The sequence below is a fragment of the Mesorhizobium sp. M2E.F.Ca.ET.209.01.1.1 genome (assembly GCF_004010375.2).
Classification (GTDB): Bacteria; Pseudomonadota; Alphaproteobacteria; order Rhizobiales; family Rhizobiaceae; genus Mesorhizobium.
Window position 1 is genome coordinate 154,808 of the sequence record NZ_SADP02000006.1, and the last position, 21,066, is coordinate 175,873.

A 21,066-nucleotide genomic window follows, 5' to 3' on the forward strand; every position below is an offset into this window, starting at 1 on the left:
TACACAGTATGGGATTTCCAATGTCAGTGTCGAAGCATCCGCTGCCGACTGCCTTTCTCCACGAGGTCACAAAGCTGCTTGGCGACCGCTTTACAACCAACACTGCGATCAGGCAGCAGCACTGTGGTGGAGAGGGGTTCCACGCGGTGGAAGAACCAGACGCCGTCTGCTTTGCCGAGAGCGAAGCCGAGGTCGCGGCGATTCTCGAGAACGCCAATGCTCACGGGGTAGCGGTCATTCCTTTCGGAGCCGGAACCTCGTTGGAAGGTCATTTGAGCGCCGTGCAGGGCGGCGTCAGCCTGGATGTCAGCCGCATGAATCGAATACTTGCGGTGCATCCTGATGATCTGGACGTGGTCATCGAACCGGGCGTCACGCGACAGGTGCTTGATAGGCATCTGAAGGATCTGGGGTTGTTTTTCCCGGTGGATCCTGGTGCTGAGGCAACGATTGGCGGGATGGCCGCTACGCGTGCTTCCGGCACCAATGCCGTGCGATACGGCACGATCCGCGAGAACGTGCTGTCCTTGCGTGTGGTATTGCCCGATGGCCGGGTAATCAAGACAGGGAGTCGGGCGCGAAAATCGTCGACTGGCTACGACCTGACCAAACTCTTCATCGGTTCGGAAGGCACTCTCGGCGTAATCACGCAACTCACCATCCGCGTGCATGGCATTCCAGAAGAGACGGTGGCGGCGGTGTGTGGCTATCCCTCGCTGAAAGCTGCGGTCGACACGGTGACTCAAATTATTCAGCTGGGCTTGCCGATTGCTCGAGCAGAGCTGATGGACGAGCCCGCGATGCGGGCATGCGTCGATTTCTTCAAGCTCGACTATGGAATTCAGCCCACCTTGTTTTTTGAATTCGCCGGTGCGCCACAAGCTGTTGCTGAACAAATAGCCACGGTCCGGGCAATATCTGCCGAAATGGGAGGAGGCGAATTTCGCTGGGCGAACGATCAGGAGAGCCGGACGGCCCTGTGGCGCGCGCGCCATCGCATGCACAATGCGTTGTTGGCCAGCCGGCCCGGCGCGAAGGTGATGCCCACGGATGCTTGTGTGCCGATCTCCCGACTAACGGAATGTGTGGTGGAGACAAAGGCTGACATCGAAAAGGCCCCATTCTTTGTGTGTCTGAACGGACACGCGGGAGACGGAAACTTCCATCTCGGTCTGGTCATCGATCCCGATAGCCAGGAAGAATACGAGATCGCGAGCGGCATCAGTTCCCGCTTGGCCTATCGTGCCTTGGCAATGGAAGGAACCTGCTCCGGGGAACATGGCATAGGATTGGGAAAACTTAGATACATGGAAGCCGAACATGGGACCGCCTTAGATATTATGCGGGATATCAAGGGTCTTTTTGACCCGAACGGCATCATGAATCCCGGCAAACTCATTCCCGGCCAGCTTCCCCCAGGGCTTTCGGGACCGCCGTGAACGGGTCGACGGGATGTAAGCTGTGGTAGTGTGACTGGGCATGCAGACAACTGAGGACTATGACACTCAGGGAGCCAAGCTTGTCGTTGACTGCGACCGCCCGCAAAACTGCATTGAACGATGTCAGCCCTCGCGCTGAACGGCTATGACAGCCTTGATCAATCCGGCTTTATGGTGTGCCCAATGAGCGATGTCGCGCGGGCTATCGGCCAGCGTCGTACGATGCGTGACGAGCTTGGCTATCGGTATGGCGCCGTCCCGGATCGAAGCGATCACCTGATCGAAGTCCTTCCTGGCAGCGTTGCGGCTGCCTATCAGCGTCATCTCGCGCTTGTGGAACTCGGGATCCGAGAAGGAGATCTCGTCCTTCACCACGCTGACCATGACTAGGGCGCCACCATGCGCCACATGTGCGAAGGCGGCCCGGATCGACGCGCTGTTGCCGGTGGCGTCAAAGACAACGTCAAAAGCCTCGCCGGCGGTGCGGCTTCGAAGCGCTTCAGCGGCTGTTGCCACAGTGCCGTCGACGACCACGAAGCCCAGGCCTTGCTCGGCGAAATCCAGCCTTTCACGATCGATATCGAGGAGAGTGACCTCCTGCCCGGCTATCGCGGCGAACAGGGCCGTGCCCAGACCGATGGGGCCGGCGCCAATGACCAGGGCCCTCTTGCCCTTGCCAGCCGTGGAACGGCGAACCGCATGCGCGCCGATGGCCAGGAATTCCACGGCAGCGGCGTCGCCCAGGGAAAGCCCTTCGGTGGGATAGAGGTTGGCGGCGGGCACCAGAATCTGCTCGCACATGGCGCCATCACGATGGACACCCAGCACCTCGATGGCCACGCAGCAGTTTGGCTTGTGGTGGCGGCAGGCAATGCAGCGGCCGCAGGCCAGATAGGGGTTGACGATTACCGCCTGGCCGGTTGCCAGGTCGGCACCTTCACCGGCCGCCGCCACGGTGCCGGAAATCTCGTGGCCCATCACGCGAGGATAGGTCAGAAAGGGATGCTTGCCTTCGAAGATGTGATAGTCGGTGCCGCAGATCCCGACATGGCTCACGCTCAGCAATACCCAGCCGGCCGGTGGCGATACGGGCCAGGCTAGATCCCTGAGAACCAGCTCGCCAGGCGCAAGACAAACGACGGCTTTCATGGCCAGGATACTCCTTGTGCAGGCGAGCGCGGAGGAGCGACGGCGGCGCTTTTTAGCCGCGCCGGCTCGCCGCTATGGGTCGGGACCTCCCGGCGGCCGCTTCTGCGGGCCGCCGGGCAAAGGCTCGGCTATTCGAAGTCCTTAACGTTGGCGAGCGTCACCAAACCTGCGCCGGTGTCGACATTGGCTTCGACCTTCTCTCCGCGTATCGCCTTCACCACGGTGTCGAGGCCGAGTTCACCCATCTTGGCAGGGAACTGGGCGACGCTGGCGTCTTCCGCTCCGGACTTGATCGCCTCGATTTCCCCGCAGCATGCATCGAAGCCGACGAGGATGAACTTGTCGTTGGTGATCCCGGCATTGGCGATCGCCTTTGCCGCGCCTGGGATGGGCGGTCCACAAGCGGCGTAGATCGCCTTCAGGTCAGGGTTGGCGGTGAGAATGTCCTCGGCGACCGAAGTTCCCAATTCCAGGGTGCAGTTGGTTGCTCCCTTGCCGACCACCTCCACCTTGAGGTCGCCCAGGCCCTGCATCATGCCGGTGACGCGATCATCGAGCGCGGGCACGCCCGGCACGCCTTGCAGGATGCCGATCTTGTCGCCCGCCTTGAGAACCGTCTTGAGGTATTCGCCTGCGATCTTGCCGCCGTTGAGATTGTTGGTGGAGACAAGCGCGCTCGATCCCTTCCAATTGGGTATGCTGTTGTCGACCAGCACCACCTTGATGCCGGCGGCCACGGCCTTGTCGAGAGCCGGCGCCACGGTCGGATCGACAGGCGTAATTGCCAGGCCCTTGACGCCTTGGGTTATCATCGACTCGATCAGGGCGATCTGGCCTTCGATGTCCGTCGCCGATTGCCCCTGTCCGGTCACCAGTTCGACCTCGGGATGGGCTGCCACATATTTCTTGGCGGCCTCCTCCATCGTCGAATAAAACGGAACAGGGAACTTGGTGATCAGGCCGATCTTGATCTTGTCGGCCGCATGGGACGGCAGCGCGAATGCCATTGCGATCGCCAGCCCTCCCAGAAGTCTTCCTTGCCATTTCATGCTCGTTCCTCCCTTTTGGGTCCCTTCCGCAGGAAGGGTGACCCTCTCACCTGCGGACTGCCCCTGCAGCCCGCAAATTCGTTGTCCTCAGGCCCCAACGATCATGGCGACCAGCTGCTGCTTGTTGTCAGGCGTTGGGATAAGCTCGCCAACCTTGCGCCCTTGCCGCAGCACGACGGCCCGGTCGGCGAGCTCGATCACATGTTCCATGTTGTGCGTGATCAGGATCACCGCGTTGCCCTGGTCCCGAAGCCTCGCCACCAGATCCAGGACCTGTCGGGATTCGCGCAGGCCGAGCGCCGCGGTGGGCTCGTCAAGGATGACCACCTTTCGCGCGAAAACCGTCGATCGCGCCACGGCGATGGCCTGCCTCTGTCCGCCCGACATCATCGCCACGACGGCGTCGTTTCTCGGCAATTTCACCTTGAGATTGGCGAGCAGGGACGCCGTCTCGGCATCCATCCGTCGTTGGTTGAGGAAGCGCAAACCGCGCGGCAGCCATTGCGGCCGCGCGATCTCGCGGCCGGCAAAGAAGTTCTGGGCCGGTGTCAGATTGTCGAACAGCGCAAGGTCTTGATACACGGTCTCGATGCCCGCGGCGCGCGCTTCCGCAGGCGATCGCATGGGCGTGACGACCCCGTCGATCTCGATCGAGCCTGAGTCCAGATGGTGCACGCCGCTGATGCATTTGATCAGCGTGGACTTGCCGGCCCCGTTGTCGCCAAGAAGGCACAGGATTTCCCCGCGCCGCACCGTGACGTCGATTCCACTGAGCGCCAGCACCGAGCCGAACCGCTTGGTCGCCCCCGTGACGGAGAGCACCGGCCGGTCCGCATCGCTGCCGTGGCGATGGAGTGGGGAAGGGGTCGCGCTCACGATTGTTTCCCCGCCTGAAGCACACGCACCCGCCCTTCGAGGTGATTGCGAAGGACGTCGCCCTCGACCGCGATCACGATGACCACGCCGATGACGATGAGCTGGAAGAAGATGTTGACGTTGAGCAGGTTGAGCGCGTTGCGGATGACGCCGATCATCAACGCGCCGATCAGCGCATTGCCAAGATGTCCGCGGCCGCCGAGAAAGCTGGCGCCGCCGATGATGACGGCTGCGATCGTGTCGAGCTCGAGCAGATTGCCGAACAGCGGCGAGCCGGCGTCGGTCCTGCCGGCCAGGATTACTGCGCCGATGCCGGCGCAGGTGCCTGACACGACATACGTCGAAACCAGCACCCACGACACCGGGATGCCCATGCGCAGCGCTGCATCCGGCCGACCGCCCACGGCGTAGATCCATCGGCCCCACACCATCGTCCTGGTAACCACGAAGAACGCAGCCGCCACCGCGAGCACCACGAAAACCGAGCCGGGCAGCCCGCCGAGCGCGTCGGTGCCGAGCGCGCTGATCTCGGGCGGCATGCCCGGAATGGCGCGCCCGTCGGCAAGCTGCAGCGCCAGTCCCTTGGCAATGCTCAAGGTGGCAAGCGTGATGATGAAAGGGTGCGGCAATCGGCCGAAGACATAGAAGCCGCCATTGACTGCCCCGACCGCCGCGCCGGAAACGATCATTACCGCGATCACAAGAGCGGCCGGCGCTCCCGCATGAAATGACAGGGCGCCCAAAACCGACGCCAAGGCCAGATTCGACCCGACAGAGAGGTCGATGCCCCGTGTCAGGATCACCAGCTGCTGCCCCATGGCCACGACCGAGATCACAGCCGTCTGCGCTAATATGTTGCTGATGTTGCGAGGGGTGAGAAAGTAGGGCGATGTCAAGCTCAATACGGCTATGAGCAGCAACAGAATCAGCGATGGTCCGAAATTCAGTATAGACAGCAAGACAGACAGCTTGTTCGGCTGAACGGTTTGAGCGTGCGCCGTAATTCTATCGGAATTTTTCGAAGAATTATTTGTTATTCCAGGCAAATGATCCCCCACCGCCGGGGAGTTGTGCTCCACGACTTGTACTATGCCCTGTATTTTGCTCTTCCTCTTATCGATAAAAATCAATACTATCTGCGGCTGCGTCAAGTTGTTTTTTATGGATAAAAAATCGCCAAAAAGGACAAGCCTGGGGAGGATTGGCCTTAATGAAAACCGACACTGTGTTCAAAAAGGCCTTCAACCGCACGCTCGATTTCATGGTGCAGGGCGAGATCGAGGATCCGTTGCCCTCCGAGAACGAGCTCAGGCGACGGCTGGGCGTAAGCCGCACGACCATTCGCAAGGTTCTGAAGGAACTGGTTTGTCGCGACATCGTCTCTACAGCGAGGTCGAGAGCCGAAGACAGGCAGATCCAGCCCGCCGACTACTTTCCAGATGTCGAGACGATGTCGCGCAATCTCCATGTCGAACAGCAGTTCATGGAATGGATGCTGCGCGGCGACACCAGACCAGGGACATTGATCAACGAGCTTGATCTCGCGCGGCAATTCGGCGTCGCAACCAGCGGAATTCGGGAATTCCTGATCCGCTTCAGTCGGTTCGGTCTGCTCGAGAAGCGGCCGAACTCGGGTTGGATCTTCGAGGGTTTCACAGAGGATTTCGCGCTTGAGCTGTTCGAGATCCGGATGATGTTCGAGCTTCGGTCAGCACGGCTCTTCGCCAGGCAACCGGACCAGTCTCCGCTCTGGGCCAAACTGGACGCGCTGAAGCGCGCGCATCTCGACCTGCTTAGCGAGATCGAGCACCGGTTCCATGACTTCTCCAGTCTCGACAACCGGTTCCATCGACTTGTCAACGAGGCCTCGCCCAATCGCTTCATTGACGACTTCTACGACATCATCACCTTCATCTTCCATTACCACTATCAGTGGAACAAGCGCGACGAGAAGCAGCGCAATCACGCGGCATTGGTCGAGCATTTGGCGTATATCGACGCTTTGCTCAGTCACGACCTTTCGCGCGTCGAGGTGGCGGCCGGCGCCCACCTGTCATCTGCCAAAGAAACGCTTTTGCGCTCCCTTGTCCCGGCTGCAGCGTGAGCAACGGTAGCTCCCGAGCGGCCTCCCAAGAAAACCGTAGCCAAGGCGATGCTGGTCCACGAACCCGCTCAAGCAATGCGAGACCGCAAGGCACTGTTCTTTGATCCAAAGCCACAGAACCGGACGCCGCCGCGGTCCGATACCGGAGAGGACCTTGTTATCGGCTTGACCTCGAAACGAGTGTTGAATCTTCCGAAGGGCGGATCCTAGGCAGTGGAGGGTCCATGTATCAGACCCGCCCCTGCAACATCAGAACCCACGTCCCTTGACGTATTTCGCACGCAAATCACCGAGGTAGGCGGGGACGGTGATATCCCACCATCCAGTAACGTGCATGTTAGAGTAGGGGCGCTCGATAGCGCATATCGCGTCGATCACGTAAGGCTTGCCGGATGCCAAGGCACGCTCGATCGCCGGACCGATCTCGGTTGCATCGACAACACGCTCCCCCTCGCATCCAAGGGATTTTGCCACGCCAGCGATATCCGCCATCCATTTCTGGCCGTCCGGCGTTTTGAAGTTGGTGATGATCTCACGATCTTCCCCAAACATGTTGAGCTGCAGGTTGCGGATCGCGCCCCAACCACCATTGTTGATGACAAGGAAGATTACCGGCGTGCCCAGCATCGCTGCGGTTGCCAGCTCGGTACCTGTTTGCAGGAAAGCGCCGTCGCCGAAAACCGCGCAGACCGGGGCTTCAGGCTTGCCGAGCTTGGCTCCAATGGCGGCGGGAAGTGCAAAGCCAATGCCTGACATGCCACCCGGCGTAATGTGCTGGCGCGGACCGTAAACCGGAAATTCGTTGAAGACTTGGTTCTGCGGGTTTGAGGAATCAGTAACGACAATCGTGTCGCGGGGAAGCGCTTTGCGCGCCTCGACCAGTACTTGCGAGGCCGTCATCGGCTGAACGTTCGCGGTCCGCAGCGGCTTTAGGAACTCTTCCCACTCTACCTTGCGCTGTTCAAGTTCCTTGAACTGTTGGCCGGACCTATAATCGCGCTGCTGCCCCTTGGCCTTGAGTTCCGCCAGGATGGCGCCGAGCACCGCCTTGGCGTCGCCGAGGATCCCCACCTCCACCGGATAGTTCTTGCCGATCTCAAAGCCGTCCAAATCGACCTGGATCAGCTTGGTTTTCGGAATGTCGAACGTGATCCCTTGCTTAAAAGAGGAGGTGATGCGGTCCGAGAAGCGACAACCGATCGCCAGGAGAACGTCGGCCGATCGTGTCATGGCATTTCCAGGGATCGAGCCCAGATCACCGCAGGCGAACGCGAATAGCTCATGATCCTCCGGGAAGGCACCCTTTCCCATGAAGGATGTCGTAACCGGCGCGCCCAAAAACTCCGCGATTGCCCTGAGCTCTTCGGTTGCCTCGGCCTGAATAACGCCGCCGCCGGCCAGCAGTACGGGGCGTTCGGCCGCCAACAGCAGTTCCACCGCTCGCGTGATATACGCCGGGTCACCAAACAGGCGCGCGCCGGTCCGACGCTTGGATCCGTCGTCGAGCGTGACATTGGCGGATTCGGCCTGGACATCCTGGGGTACGTTCAGCAACACCGGGCCCTTTCGACCCTCAAGCATGGCGTTGAACGCCTGTTCCATCATGTTCGGAATCTGCTCGACATGGCTTGGATTGAACCAGCGTTTCACGACCGGCTCAGCCATGCGTGGGAAATTGTCGGAGTGCGGGCGATCAAGTTCCTGCAGCACACCTCTGCCCATCATGTAGGTATGGACACCGCCTGTGATGACAAGCTGCGGCAGCGAATCGGCAAAGGCAGTGGCGATACCCGTCAGCGTGTTGGTGGCGCCTGGCCCGATCGAGGTCACGACGGCTGCTACTTTGCCGGACGAGCGATAGAATCCGTCCGCCATGTGCGAGGCATTTTGCTCGTGCATGGCCGGCAACAGCTGAATCTCTTCCTTTCGGTCCACGAAGGCGTCCATAAGTGCCGTGTCGCCGTGGCCCGGTATTCCAAAGACGTGCGTCACGCCTTCGCGGATCAGATGGTCGACAATGATCTCGCCGCCAGTCATTTCGCGTGCGACTGGTTTGCCGTTAACATTTTTGTCGTGCTTCATTGGTTCCTCCAATTACTTGGCGTCCAGCAGCAGGTGAGCTGCCGTCAATTCATGTTCCTCTGGCGGCTGGGGCGTACCCGCACGTCCGGCTGCTCGGCGCGGCCCGAGAACTTTCCATGGTGCAGGCCGAGAAGCATACCTCTCAAGAGTGGCGGGTGCCGGGTCAGCTAAGAGCTTCGAAACGGTGCAAAGCTAGATGAATCTTGCCCGCCCACAACACGCCAGCTTAGCGAGCGGACAGCATCGCTGGCAGCGCTTGGTCTGTGCCCATCATCTGTCCCCGTAAGGAGATCTGCGCCTCCGCTGACTTGATATCTCTGCTCATTCACGGCTCCGCATATGCCCGGCGGCTTGCAAGCTCTTAGCAGGCGGCCCGCTACCAAGGTTTCTGCACACTGGGCCAGCGCCTCTCGCAGGACAATTTCGCAGGACCCCGATACTAGACGCAGACTGACGCATCCGACTGCTTCTTATCGAGACGCGCGTTTGAGGCGAGCGCAAAAGGCCGTCCTATTGCTGCACGAGCCATGAGCATTTTGGGAGCAATTCAAACCTGGTTGGCTGCTAGGCTAAGTCGGTGGCCAGGATATGATCTGCGGCACGCAGCGCTTGCGCGGCAATGGTTAGGGCAGGGTTCACTGCCGCCGACGACGGGAAGAAAGAGGCATCAACGACAAAAAGGTTCCGCTGATCCCAGGCTCGACAATACGGGTCAAGCGCCGAGCTGCCAGGATCATCGCCCATCCGCACCGTGCCGCATTGGTGGCCGGTCGCATGTTTGACCAACGATTTCGTCACGACAATTGGGTAGCCCGCGCCCTGAAGGGCCTTCTTCATGCGGCGGACCAGTTCCCTATGACCGTCCAAGTTGTTGAGCGTGACAGACAGTTTGATTTGGCCATCGACAATGGTCACGCGGTTGTCTGGATCCGGTAGATCTTCCGAAAGACCGATCCAGTCCATGCCGTGCCGAGCCATGCGGTCACCCAGCGCACGCGGCAGATAGGGCACGTTTGCGGTCAACATGCCGCCCTGCAGCTTTCCAAGCATCTGCATTTGCCCCATGGGCCATCTGAATGCCTCATCGCCAAAGTACCAGTCGTTAATAGCGAGTGTTTTCTGAAACACGGTCCCGTTTATGCGATGCGACAAAGCCATCAAAGCCGTCTGGTTGTGAACCATATAGTGGCGACCAACGACCCCGGAGCGGTTGGCTACGCCTGCGACTGCGGCGGAATCGGCCGATCTAAGCAGAAGTGCTGCGCTGTTGACGGCGTTGCAGGAAACCACAAACAACGGCGCTGACAGCTGCTTGCGTTCGCCTGCGTGTTCGATTTCGATGCGCGAGATCCGCTTCCCATCGGGGGTGAGTAGGAGGTGCCGCGCAAACGCTCGCGTCATGAGATCGACGCGGCCGGTCTTCAAGGCCGGCTCGACCCCGCATGTCTCAGCGTCGTTCTTCTGAGCAATCTTGCAGGAGAACCCGTCACAGGTATTGCACAAAATGCAGCTTCCCGCCGCGCCTGAATTTACGGCCAATGGCAATGACGATGGCGACAGGCCCTGGCTACGAAAAGACTCCGCCATCTTTTCGACCGCTGGCTCTGATCGCACGGCGGCATATGGGAACGGAGCGGCGCCTCGCGGCGAGGTACGATCGAAGCGATCGTCACCGTGGACCCGGAAGATGCGCTCAGCCTGGTCGTAGTAGGGCGCCAAGTCACCGTAACGGTACGGCCATGCCGGCGATACGCCGCGACGATGCTCGATTGCCTCGAAATCGCGCTCCCGCAGGCGGAACATCGCGCCACCGTAGAATTTCGTCGAGCCGCCGACATTGTAATACATGCCAGGATCGAATGGCTTTCCGCGTTTATCAAACCAAGTGTCTTTTGCTTTGTACTTCTTGCGAAAGAAGACTGCGTCGACACTCCAGTTGTCGGTTTCGCGCGGCACGAAATCGCCGCGTTCCAGCATCAGAACGCGAGCGCCTTTCTCCGACAGTCGGCGCGCGACGACGCCACCGCCAACTCCACTGCCAACAATGATAGCATCATAGTCTTTCATGATCCGTCCAATGCTTGATGGGTGGAGACCTAGATTGATCGTTGCGGCCACAGCATTTCGGTACCAGACGGTAAGCCAGTATCGGGCCGCCGAATCTTTTCCTGGAGCAGCTTAAGCTCGATCGCGAATAGGCTTGCCAGCGCCAAAATCGGCGACCGCTATATGTTCCGCAACCCGCAGGGCCTGCGCCGCAATCGTAAGCGCGGGATTAACTGCCCCAGAGCTTGGCATGAACGAGGCGTCGACTACGAACAGATTGGTGTGATCCCAAGACCGGCAATGAGGGTCCAGCGCCGAAGTGGCTGGATCAGCGCCCATGCGGATCGTGCCGCATTGTGCCGCCGTGAAGTTGACGGGGAGCGTCTTTGCCAAGATCAGGGGAAAGCCAACATCGCGAAGGATGGATTTGACCCGTCTGTTGAGACGGCGATGGCATTCCATATTGCTGGCCTGCACGGAAATCTGCACACCACCATTCCTCAGCATGACGCGGTTGCCCGGCTGTGGCAGGTCTTCTGATGTGGTCAGTATGTCGAAACTGCGCCGGGTCAAGGCCCGTGCCACCGGCGATGGCAAAAACTTGGTGCCGGCGACGAGCATGCCGGATTGTAGTTTGCCCAGTGTCTGCACATTGCCCATCGGGTATGGGTAACCCGGCTCTCCATCGTAGAAATCATTGAAAGCGAGCGTCTTCTGGAATTTCGTTGGATTGAGCCGGCCCGAGATAGCCATCATGGTTGTCAGGTTGTGGGTCATATAGTGACGTCCAACCACATCCGAACTGTTGGCAAGTCCGTTCGGGAAAGACTCCGTCGCGGAACGCATCAGGATCAACGCCGAATTGACCGCACCGGCCGACAGCACAACGGTTCGTGCCGTGACGACCTTGATCTCTCCCTCATGATACACCTCAACGGCATTAACGGTGCGGCCGTCGGCCGCAAGCAGAAGACGCCTGACGAACGCATCAGTCCACAGCTCCACGCGACCGGTACGGATAGCTGGTTCCACACAACGAGTTTCGGCGTCATTCTTGCCACCGACTGAGCAGGGGAAACCATCGCACGTCGCGCAGCGCACGCATTTGCCACCGGGGTGCAAGTCGACAGCCACTGGCAGTGGGAACGGGTGAACGCCAGTGCCCCTCAATCGCTTCTCGACGCTGGCGACGTATGGCTCCGATCCGACGGCGGGATATGGTAGCGGCGCCGAGCGTGGCGGCTCCCAAGGATCTTGCGAGGGGTCGCCATGAACGCCGAAAAGCCTCTCGGCGTCAGCGTAGAACGGCTCAAGCTCCTTGTAAGGGAAGGGCCAAGCGGGGGACAGGCCTTCTTCGTGCTCGACGGCCTCGAAATCGCGGCTGCGGAGCCGCATCATCACTGTGCCGAAGAACTTCGTAGAACCACCCACATTATACCAACTGGACGGGCGGAACGTCTTGCCACTCCGATCCTGCCAAACCTCTAGCGGGCTGTACTTCTTCTGGCGAAAGACCTTTTCCACGTCCCAGTTATCAGGCTCGCGTGGCAGCGAACCACCACGCTCCAGCAAGAGCACCCTGAGACCGATATCGGCTAGCCGCTTCGTCAGCGAACCACCGCCGGCCCCACTGCCGATCACGATGACATCCGGTAAAATCCGACTCATCTGCATTGTCTCGATTCAATCCTGCGCGGCGTCAGAAGCCGGAAGCGAACTCCCGCTGTCGCTTTGAAGCCACCGCGCGGAGGGTGTGGTTGCCGACGTTGCTAAGATGGTTTCCACCCCGCGGCTTCACCAGCAATCTCACATTGGCAAGATCTGCTGGCGCCAAGTGATGCACGATAGCTCGACTGGACGCGTCGAATTTGATTTTGGCCGCAGGACATCTGTTGATCGCGCTACCCACGGACGCCGCCCGGCTGGTTTAGGATAATGTCGGCACCTTTCATCGCAATCATGGCGGTCGGCGTGTTGGTATTTCCAGAAACGATCAACGGCATGACCGAGGCGTCGATGACCCGCAGGCCATCAAGACCGATGACGCGCAGCGAAGCGTCAACAACCGCATCATGATCAGAGGTCCTCCCCATCTTGGCAGTCCCGACCGGGTGAAAGATCGTGGTGCCGATGTCGCCGGCCGCTTTGGCTAACGCCTGCGCCTCCTCGCCGACGGAGGGGCCAGGCAGGTATTCTTCCGGCTGGAGATGACGCAGGGCATTTTGTTTCATCAGGCGTCGCGTCACGCGGATAGCGTCCGCGGCGACCTGGCGGTCCTCCTCGGTGCTCAGATAGTTAGGCCTGATCACTGGCGCCGCTGTCGGATCGGCTGAGCTCACCACGACAGTTCCTCGAGAGGTCGGGCGCAGGTTGCAGGCTGCCACGGTGATCGCCGAGAAGCGATGCAGGGGCTCGCCGAATTTGTCCAAGGAGAGCGGCTGGACGTGGAATTCGATGTTGGCGCGCTGCTGGGTCGGATCGGATTGCGTGAAGATGCCGAGCTGCGATGGCGCCATGGTAAGCGGTCCACGGCGGCGGATGGCGTAATCGAGACCCATCAATCCCCGGCGAAACAGCGAGGGGTAGATGTCGTTCAGCGTTTGGGCACCCTTGACCTTGTATATTGCCCGTTGCTGTAGATGGTCTTGAAGGTTGCGGCCAACGCCTTGGCGATCGACAACACAATCGATGCCGGCCTTCTGCAGCCATTCCCCGGGGCCTATGCCTGAGCGATGCAGTATCTGCACGGAACCGATGGCGCCAGCGCTGAGGATGACCTCGCCCTTTGCGCGCGCGGTTTCGACGGTGCCGTTTTCCCTTCTAAATCTGACCCCTGTGACGCGCTTAGCCGAGATCTCCAGCTTGTCGACGACTACGCCCGTAACAACGGTAAGGTTGGACCTGCCGAGCACCGGTTTGAGGAAACCCCTTGCCGAGGACCAGCGGCGGCCGCGCCTCTGGTTGACATGGAAATATCCGGCGCCAACATTGTCACCGGTGTTAAAATCGTCAGTACGTGGTATGCCCATTTCGACAGCCGCCTGGCGGACAGCGTCAAGGATCGGCCATGATATCCGCGGCGCTTCGACCCGAAAGCCGCCGCCGGTGCCGTGGTATGGTCCCGAACCCAGAAAATGGTCCTCGATACGGCGAAACACCGGGAGGACATCGCTCCATCCCCATCCCGGGAGGCCGAGATCGCGCCAGCCATCATAATCAGCGGCTTGGCCGCGCATGGCAATCATCGCGTTGATGGCCGAAGACCCACCAATCACTTTGCCGCGCGGATACGCGAGGCTTCGGCCGTTCAGCCCGGCTTCCGCCTCGGTCCGGAACATCCAGTCGGAGCGTGGGTTTCCGATCGCAAAGAGATACCCCACGGGAATATGGAACCAGATCCAGTTATCGCGCCCGCCGGCCTCCAGCAAAAGCACCCGGTTTGATGGATTCGCCGATAAGCGGTTGGCAAGGATGCAACCGGCCGTGCCTGCGCCGACAACCACGTAGTCATAGGCTTCTTGCAACTGATTTTTCTCCTATTCGGCAGTTTGAAGCCTGTTTCAAGCGGTCTTCGGGTGTAGTTCGATCGCCATCCAGACGCAGTCCTCGTCTGTCCAGCCGCGGTGCCAGGGATAGGTGTAGTGTCGTGTATCAGCGACCCTCACGATCGGATCGTGTGTGTCGCCCGGCGCCGTCGAAATCTCGCGATAGAGATTTTCGCCCGCCTGGTCGTGAAAAATCTGAATCCTTCCAAGCCCGAAGATCTGGGTGTGAATTTCCAGGAACGAATGGGTGTTGTGGATGACGGCATCGGTCTTGGCCGGTGCCCACCAGAGATTGAGCTGGATGTCATAATGTACCGTCTCGTCACGCGGTTCCGGGTGATTGGAAAATCGCCATGGGTTGAGGGCTACCTGGCCGACCACATCGTGCTTGGAGATAAAAAGTGGCGTAGTGCGCGGGAACTCGGCCAGGCGATTGCCGAACCAGTCCCAGCCATCGAACATGATACCGCCGAGGTTCGTCGCGTCCGGCACATCGACGATTGATACTCTTTCCGCCCTCGCAATCGTGCCGCCTCGCAGAATGGTCGATTTCCACGGCGGAACCACAGCGGAGACCCCGCCATCGACGATCATCGCTTCATTGGACAGGTTCGTCACGACGCCGTTCGCGTCGTAATCCCGTACTGTCTCGACGAGGGAGGCCTGAATATACTTGCCGTCGAAGGACAAACGGCGGCTTCGATTCTCTTCAGTCATGTCATGCTCCAGGAGGCGAGAGTGGCTGATGACTCAAACACCGAAATTGCGCACCGGTGTCAGCAAGCCGATAGGCCGCGCTGCGGCCAGTAACGATTTGGTCGGTCCGTGTTGAATCGAAGCTCCGGTCAGACTGCTTCACCTACACCTCGACCTCAATTTCGCAGTTTGGCAATACATGGCGCAACCTGACGCGTTTGCCGCTTGATCCTGATGCGGCCGCCATCAACCGCGTTCAGCGCAGGTCTTCCATGTATCAGCTGCCGTGGAGATGCCCAGGTAGCTCGGGCCCGCCACTTCAGCGGCAACCAACGTCTAACTGCGTCAGAAAGAGTGGAAGTGCGAAATTGCCAATGAGAGGAATGCCCGATGACCTTGCCACACCGATGCGGTTCCGATCAGCCGCTAAGCATTGGGGGATTTTGCCGTGACCTCACTTCGAAAGAATTCGTTCTCAGGATGGCGGCGAAGCAGGCGATCTTGGGATCGAGGCCAATGTAGCGGATGCTGTGAGGTTTACCACGCTGGAGACCGCCGGCAAGCTCTGAGACTATCTGAGCCGAGCATCTTTGCCGACCTCAAACTAATCTAGCGACTGCCATTGGAATCGAGGGGCACGGCGAGCAACCAACCGGCCCTGATGACTGACTGCTCCAATAGCCGCTCAACCGTCGTGAAGTTGCTCGCATAGACGGGAAAGCATTCTCGGGCATGCGCGGACAATATATACGGCTTCACCGCGGCGACCTTGCTCGCTGGCCAAGATGGCCAAGGAGTAACGCAGTGGGCCCCTGTGTCGCAGACCTTTCTGCATGGGAGTTCCTTATTGGCAATGCAACGCACAGCTGATTTCATCATCGTGGGCGGCGGGTCCTCGGGCTGCGTCTTGGCTTCACGCCTCAGCGAAGACCCTAATGTCTCAGTGCTGCTTCTCGAGGAGGGGCCTAGCGACCGCAGCCCCTGGATCCATCTACCCGTCACCTACTACAAGACTGGCCAGGGTAGCTTGGTCGGGCGCTATCAATGGACGCCGAAGATTGGTCACACGGGCGATCCGAACCCCACAATGGTTCAGGCTCGGGTCCTGGGTGGCGGCAGCTCCGTTAACGCCATGGTCTATCTGCGGGGTCAGCCGCGAGACTATGACCAGTGGCAAGCGGCAGGGGCCGACAACTGGGGTTGGAAGGACGTTCTTCCCTATTTCAAAAAATGCGAATCCAACGACCGGTTCGCCAACGAACTGCATGGCACCGAAGGCCCGCTGCCGGTATCCGACCAAGAATATACGCATCCAATGAGCCGCATCTGGGTGCAGGCATGCCAGCAGGCGGGTTTGCCCTACAACCCCGACTTCAACTCTGGAGAGCAGGAGGGGTGTGGCTTCTATCAAATCAATTCGCGGAACGGCCGCCGCGGCAGCACAGCCGTCAGTTACCTGAAACCAGCCCGCAAGCGCAAAAATCTCCAAGTGCAAACCAATGCGAAGGTGCTTCGGATCGTCTTCAATGGCCACCGCGCCGTGGGAATAGAGGTCCAGTTCAAGCGCAGCCGAGCTGTATTATATGCTGCTCGGGAGATCATCGTAACGGCAGGCGCAATAAACACCCCGAAACTGCTGATGCTTTCTGGACTGGGCAATGCCGATGATCTCAAGCGGCATGACGTCGATTTGGTCAAGCATTTGCCGGGCGTCGGCCAAAATCTGCAAGATCACATCGAGGTTTCTATTATTCACGAGGTGAATGGCCCTTTCAGCTACGACAAATACAAAAAGCCACATTGGCAGGCGATCGCCGGGTTGGAGTACCTGCTTTTTCGGAGGGGGCCCTGCACTGCCAATGTCGTTGAGGGTGGCGCCTTCTTCCGCTCTTCCTTGAACGAGGACCGGCCCGACCTGCAGTGTTGTTTCATGCCCGGCGCGGGCGTGGAAGAAGGAGTCGATACCGTCCCAGGAGGCAACGGAACGACACTCAATATCTGCCAGACAAGGCCAAAGTCGGTTGGATGGATCGGGCTTCGCAACAACAATCCCTCCAGCCCACCTTACATTATGCCGAACTACCTTCTTGAAGACTACGATGTCGAGGTGATGTGCGAGGGTGTTGAATTCGGCCGAGATATAATGTCACAGCCAGTAATATCAAAGTATTTGAGGCGAGAGTACGCGCCTGGAACGTCGCGGACGCGAAGGGATGTCAAGGCCTACGTTCGCAAGCAGGCTCATGCGGCTCTACATCCAATGGGCACCTGCAAGATCGGTGGCGACGAGATGGCCGTGGTCGATAGCGACTTGAAGGTGCACGGGATTCAGGGCCTAAGGGTATGCGACAATTCCGTCGGGCCCAACCTGGTGTCATGCAACACCAACGGCGTCGCGATTATGATCGCCGAAAAGGGGGCGGACCACATTCGGAGAGACCATGGACTCACGTCGAGCGGCTAATTTGCCGGTCCTTTGCTGTGTGTCAGAAATCCTCCGGCCGCAATCTCATTGAATGCTGATTTGCCGTTGTTCCGCAGGACAGTCGATTGTGCACATTCAGCCGAGATGCCGTCAAAAGAAAAAGAGATAGAGCGGTTCACCGTTTCTGTGAAACGCTGTTCTAGAGAGGAATGCCTTTAGCATTTTGGGCACTTAGAAGTGACGCAATTCCAGACGGAAACCGCTCACACTTTTCCTGGAATTGCTCTATTCGATCCGGTCGGTTCCAATGAGCACGCAACCATAGGCCTCAAGCTGCAATGTTCCCGAAACGTTTTTGCCTGTCAGCAGATCGACACCCGCGGGGACGTTCGCCACAGTCTTAGGAGTTTCCGTGGTGTTGAGCACGAACATCAACCGGCGGTCCTCGGCCGCTCGGATAGAAACCTCCACTCCGGTGGGCAGGTCGGGCAGCAAAGGCACGATACCGGCTTTGGTCAGCACGACATCGACGAGCTTCTCAACCAGCTGCGGCGTAAGATATGTGCCGAGATAGACGACCTGACCTTGCCCCACCTTGCGGGCGGTGATGGCCGGAGAACCGGCGGCGAAGCGGTTCGACCAGGCACCGAGCACCTCTACGTCAGGCGCTACCTCGAGCAACTCGTACAAATGCGAAGCCTGGAATTCTTCATTGCCCAGGGTGAATAGGTATTTGCGTTCGACCGATGAGGCCGGCAGCGGCGGCGGCGCATAGGCGCCCAAGGCGGCCGGACGGAACAGGGGGAAGAGGCCGCTGCCGCCTTCGGGAACGACACGGCCGAACTCCGTCACCTTGACGCCGCTCAGTGCCGACAGGGCGTTGCCGGGAGCCTGCTCTCGGATGATGTGATTGTTCTCGTCCCTTGTTCCGCTCAATGCCGACAGGATCAGCGTGCCTCCATTGCGCACGAACGTCTCGACAGCCTTGTCCCATTGATCCTTCCACATCACCCAGTGCGGAACGTAGAGCGCTTTGAGCCGCGAAAGATCGTCTTCGGGATGAATGAACCCACATGCGATACCATTGTGGTAGCAGTGGCGATGAAGCAGCGTCGCGTCCTGAAGCGGGCTGGGAAGCCCGATGGGGTAGGTCTTGTGGGCCTCCTGGTTGTCGAAGTCCGCGCCGGCAATGCCGAGATCCATGCGCACCGCCGTGCCTAGGATCTGGTCTTTGACGGCGGCGATTTCGTGGAAGAAGCGGCTTGCCTCGTCATAGCGGCGGCGCGGTACGTCGTCGTGATCGATGACGCCCATCCAGTAGATCTCGGCGCCGAAATGCGCAGGACGCCAACGAAAGAACATGACACCGTCGGCGCCGCGCGCCACCGAGCTCATGGCCATGCGGCGCATTTCGCCCGGCTCCGGCGTCATCGTCGAGAAGCCGGGCTGGCTGCCGAAGCCCGAGGCCTGCTCAGGAACGATGAAGTTGCCGGAGTAGGCGCGGCAAATATCGAGATGGAGGGCCTGGGTCGCCGCGTGGCCGCCGGTTCGGCGCATCTCGTCATAGAGCATCGGGTAGACATCGAAGCCGATGAAATCGAGGTCCTGTCCGAACTGGCCGCGGAAGTCGATGTCGGCAAGCTGGCCAAGATTGTGGAAGATGAACCAGTCCGGATTGGCGGCGCGCAGGATCTCGACCTGGTCGTGTTGGAAGGCGGCGGTCGCCGAGGCCAGAAAGCGATGGTAGTCCTGCACATGACCGGGGCTGGGGTAGGAAGGCATGAGCGGTCTCGGCAGGTCAACCTGCGAGAAATCATCGTAGGCTGTCGCCCAGAAGTGGCCGCCCCAGGCGAAGTTCAGCGCCTCGATGGTGCCGTAGGTCTTATGCAAGTATTTCTGAAACTCCAGCCGGGTCGAAGGCGCAAACGATTCCGACACAGTGGTGTTGAGCTCGTTGTCCGTCTGCCAGCCGATCACACGCGGGTTGTCCCGGTAGTGCTCGGCCATGGCACGGGTGACGCGGCGGCTGTGGGCGCGGAATACCGGGCTTGTGGTGTCGGCATGCTGGCGCGATCCGTGGCTCGAGGCCCGCCCGTTGATGTCGACGCGCAGCACTTCGGGGTAGTTGACGGTGAGCCAGCGGGGAGGGGTCGCCGTCGGCGTGCACATGATCGTGTCGATCCCCGCTTGGCCGAGAATTTCGATCGCGCGATCGAACAGGCCGAACTCGAACCTGCCTTCGCGGGGTTCGAAAATGTGCCAGGCGAACTCTCCCATCCGCACGGTGTTGACGCCGGCGGCAGCCATGCGCTCGGCGTCACGCTGCCAGCAGCCCTCGTCGACATGTTCGGGATAGTGCGGCGCTCCGAGCAGAAAGCGGTCGAGATTGAGGGGCCGCCATACGGATAGCGGGGCGGGCTTCTTGCGGTTCATGCGCATGGGACTTTCGAAATTTCGAGGTTCAGATTGAGGCGACGGGTTTTCTTGGCGTGAGCGTGCGGCCATCGGGGCCGAAGAGGTAGGCGTCGCCGGTTTCGAAGCCCACCTGCAAAGCTGCGCCAACACTGATCGCGGAAACCTTGTTGAGCTGAAGCGTGAAATTGCCGGTGCCGCTGTCGGAATTGGTCGCCTGAAGCGGGGAGGCGTCGACGTAGAGAACGGTTTCACGCCCCAACTGCTCGACCAGCCGCACCTGGCTGGAGAAGACCGGCATTGCGCCGTCGCCCGCATCGACGACATGCAGCGCCTCCGGCCGGATGCCGATGGTCACGGAGTCGCCGGCAGCAAGGCCGGTCACGTCGATGCCACCGAAGCTCAGCGCCGGCAGGCCGGCTGCCGCTACCGAGACGCCTGATGCGTCGACGGTCACCGCTTTCGCTTCGATGAAATTCATGCGGGGCGCGCCAAGGAAGCCCGCGACGAAGATGTTCGCGGGGTTGGCGTAGAGCTCCAGCGGGGAGCCGACTTGTTCGATCTGGCCCTTGTTGAGGATCACGATCCGGTCCGCCATGGTCATGGCCTCGACCTGGTCGTGGGTGACGTAAATCATCGTCGATCCGAGCTGTGCGTGTAGGCCCGAAAGCTCCACGCGCATCTGGGTGCGCAGTGCGGCATCGAGGTTCGAAAGCGGCTCATCGAAAAGGAACACCTCGGGCGAGCGTGTGATGGCGCGACCGATCGCGACGCGCTGGCGCTGTCCTCCCGACAGTTGTTTCGGGCGCTTGTCGAGTTGCTCCTCCAGACGCAGGATCCGTGCCGCGCGTTTGACGGCAGCCTCGATTTCAGTCCTGGGCCGTTTGGCCATCCTGAGGCCGAAGCCCATGTTCTCGGCGACGGTCATATGCGGGTAAAGCGCATAGGACTGGAAGACCATGGCGATGCCGCGGTCGCCGGGCTCTTCCCTGGTGACGTCGCGCCCGTTGATCACGATCTGGCCGGAGTTGATCGCTTCCAGCCCGGCGATCGTCTTCAGCAATGTTGACTTTCCGCAGCCGGACGGGCCGACCATGACGACGAACTCACCCTTTTCGATCTTCAAGTCGACTGTCTTGAGGGCATGGTAGCTGCCATAATGCTTGTCGACTTTTCGCAATTCCACGCTGCTCATATCGGGGCGCCTTTCCGTGCGTGTCGGGTGCGGCAGGGTTCGCGGCGG

The 21,066-nt window shown here is 60.0% G+C and carries 14 protein-coding genes; 3 read left to right on the top strand and 11 right to left on the bottom strand.

Annotated features, from left to right (window positions below; genetic code table 11):
- Positions 1-20: 20 nt before the first annotated feature.
- Positions 21-1,439 (top strand): FAD-linked oxidase C-terminal domain-containing protein, encoded by a 1,419-nt coding sequence (locus EN852_RS14015; RefSeq protein ID WP_246694283.1) that lies wholly within the window; start codon positions 21-23, stop codon positions 1,437-1,439.
- Between the two features lie 123 nt (positions 1,440-1,562).
- Here EN852_RS14015 and EN852_RS14020 read toward each other — a convergent pair whose 3' ends face one another.
- From EN852_RS14020 to EN852_RS14035, 4 genes are all read right to left on the bottom strand, one after another.
- Positions 1,563-2,588 carry a zinc-binding alcohol dehydrogenase family protein gene (locus EN852_RS14020; protein ID WP_127868134.1) on the bottom strand — a complete coding sequence of 342 codons (1,026 nt, stop codon included), beginning with the start codon at positions 2,586-2,588 and terminating at the stop codon, positions 1,563-1,565.
- Positions 2,589-2,716: 128 nt separating this feature from the next.
- Positions 2,717-3,637, bottom strand: coding sequence for a sugar ABC transporter substrate-binding protein (locus EN852_RS14025; RefSeq protein WP_127875759.1), 921 nt, complete (start codon positions 3,635-3,637; stop codon positions 2,717-2,719).
- 87 nt (positions 3,638-3,724) lie between these two features.
- Positions 3,725-4,513, bottom strand: coding sequence for an ATP-binding cassette domain-containing protein (locus EN852_RS14030; RefSeq protein WP_127875758.1), 789 nt, complete (start codon positions 4,511-4,513; stop codon positions 3,725-3,727).
- Entirely contained in the window at positions 4,510-5,664 is a 1,155-nt protein-coding gene (locus tag EN852_RS14035) for an ABC transporter permease (RefSeq protein ID WP_246694284.1), read from the bottom strand. The genes EN852_RS14030 and EN852_RS14035 overlap by 4 nt, the downstream gene beginning before the upstream one ends.
- A gap of 59 nt (positions 5,665-5,723) precedes the next feature.
- Between EN852_RS14035 and EN852_RS14040 the strand changes: the two genes are divergently transcribed.
- Positions 5,724-6,617: a GntR family transcriptional regulator gene (locus EN852_RS14040; RefSeq protein WP_127875757.1), complete on the top strand. Its 894-nt coding sequence runs from the start codon at positions 5,724-5,726 to the stop codon at positions 6,615-6,617.
- Positions 6,618-6,866: 249 nt separating this feature from the next.
- Here the strand turns inward: EN852_RS14040 and EN852_RS14045 are convergent, their stop codons facing one another.
- The 5 genes from EN852_RS14045 to EN852_RS14065 all read right to left on the bottom strand — a co-directional run bounded on the left by EN852_RS14045 (position 6,867) and on the right by EN852_RS14065 (position 15,007).
- Positions 6,867-8,699 carry a thiamine pyrophosphate-binding protein gene (locus EN852_RS14045; protein ID WP_210238244.1) on the bottom strand — a complete coding sequence of 611 codons (1,833 nt, stop codon included), beginning with the start codon at positions 8,697-8,699 and terminating at the stop codon, positions 6,867-6,869.
- 564 nt (positions 8,700-9,263) lie between these two features.
- Entirely contained in the window at positions 9,264-10,766 is a 1,503-nt protein-coding gene (locus tag EN852_RS14050) for a GMC family oxidoreductase (protein ID WP_127875756.1), read from the bottom strand.
- A gap of 111 nt (positions 10,767-10,877) precedes the next feature.
- A complete protein-coding gene (locus tag EN852_RS14055) occupies positions 10,878-12,419 on the bottom strand; it encodes a GMC family oxidoreductase (protein WP_127875755.1) in 1,542 nt (513 codons plus the stop codon).
- Positions 12,420-12,646: 227 nt separating this feature from the next.
- Positions 12,647-14,269 (bottom strand): GMC family oxidoreductase N-terminal domain-containing protein, encoded by a 1,623-nt coding sequence (locus EN852_RS14060; protein ID WP_127875754.1) that lies wholly within the window; start codon positions 14,267-14,269, stop codon positions 12,647-12,649.
- Between the two features lie 36 nt (positions 14,270-14,305).
- Positions 14,306-15,007, bottom strand: coding sequence for a hypothetical protein (locus tag EN852_RS14065; RefSeq protein WP_127875753.1), 702 nt, complete (start codon positions 15,005-15,007; stop codon positions 14,306-14,308).
- An 832-nt stretch (positions 15,008-15,839) separates the two neighbouring features.
- Here EN852_RS14065 and EN852_RS14070 point away from each other — a divergent pair.
- A complete protein-coding gene (locus EN852_RS14070) occupies positions 15,840-17,450 on the top strand; it encodes a GMC family oxidoreductase N-terminal domain-containing protein (protein ID WP_127875861.1) in 1,611 nt (536 codons plus the stop codon).
- A 246-nt stretch (positions 17,451-17,696) separates the two neighbouring features.
- On the opposite strand, the gene EN852_RS14075 is transcribed toward EN852_RS14070, so the two are convergent.
- Positions 17,697-19,844: a beta-galactosidase gene (locus EN852_RS14075; RefSeq protein WP_189545952.1), complete on the bottom strand. Its 2,148-nt coding sequence runs from the start codon at positions 19,842-19,844 to the stop codon at positions 17,697-17,699.
- 28 nt (positions 19,845-19,872) lie between these two features.
- Entirely contained in the window at positions 19,873-21,018 is a 1,146-nt protein-coding gene (locus tag EN852_RS14080) for an ABC transporter ATP-binding protein (RefSeq protein WP_127875751.1), read from the bottom strand.
- Between the last annotated feature and the right edge of the window lie 48 nt (positions 21,019-21,066).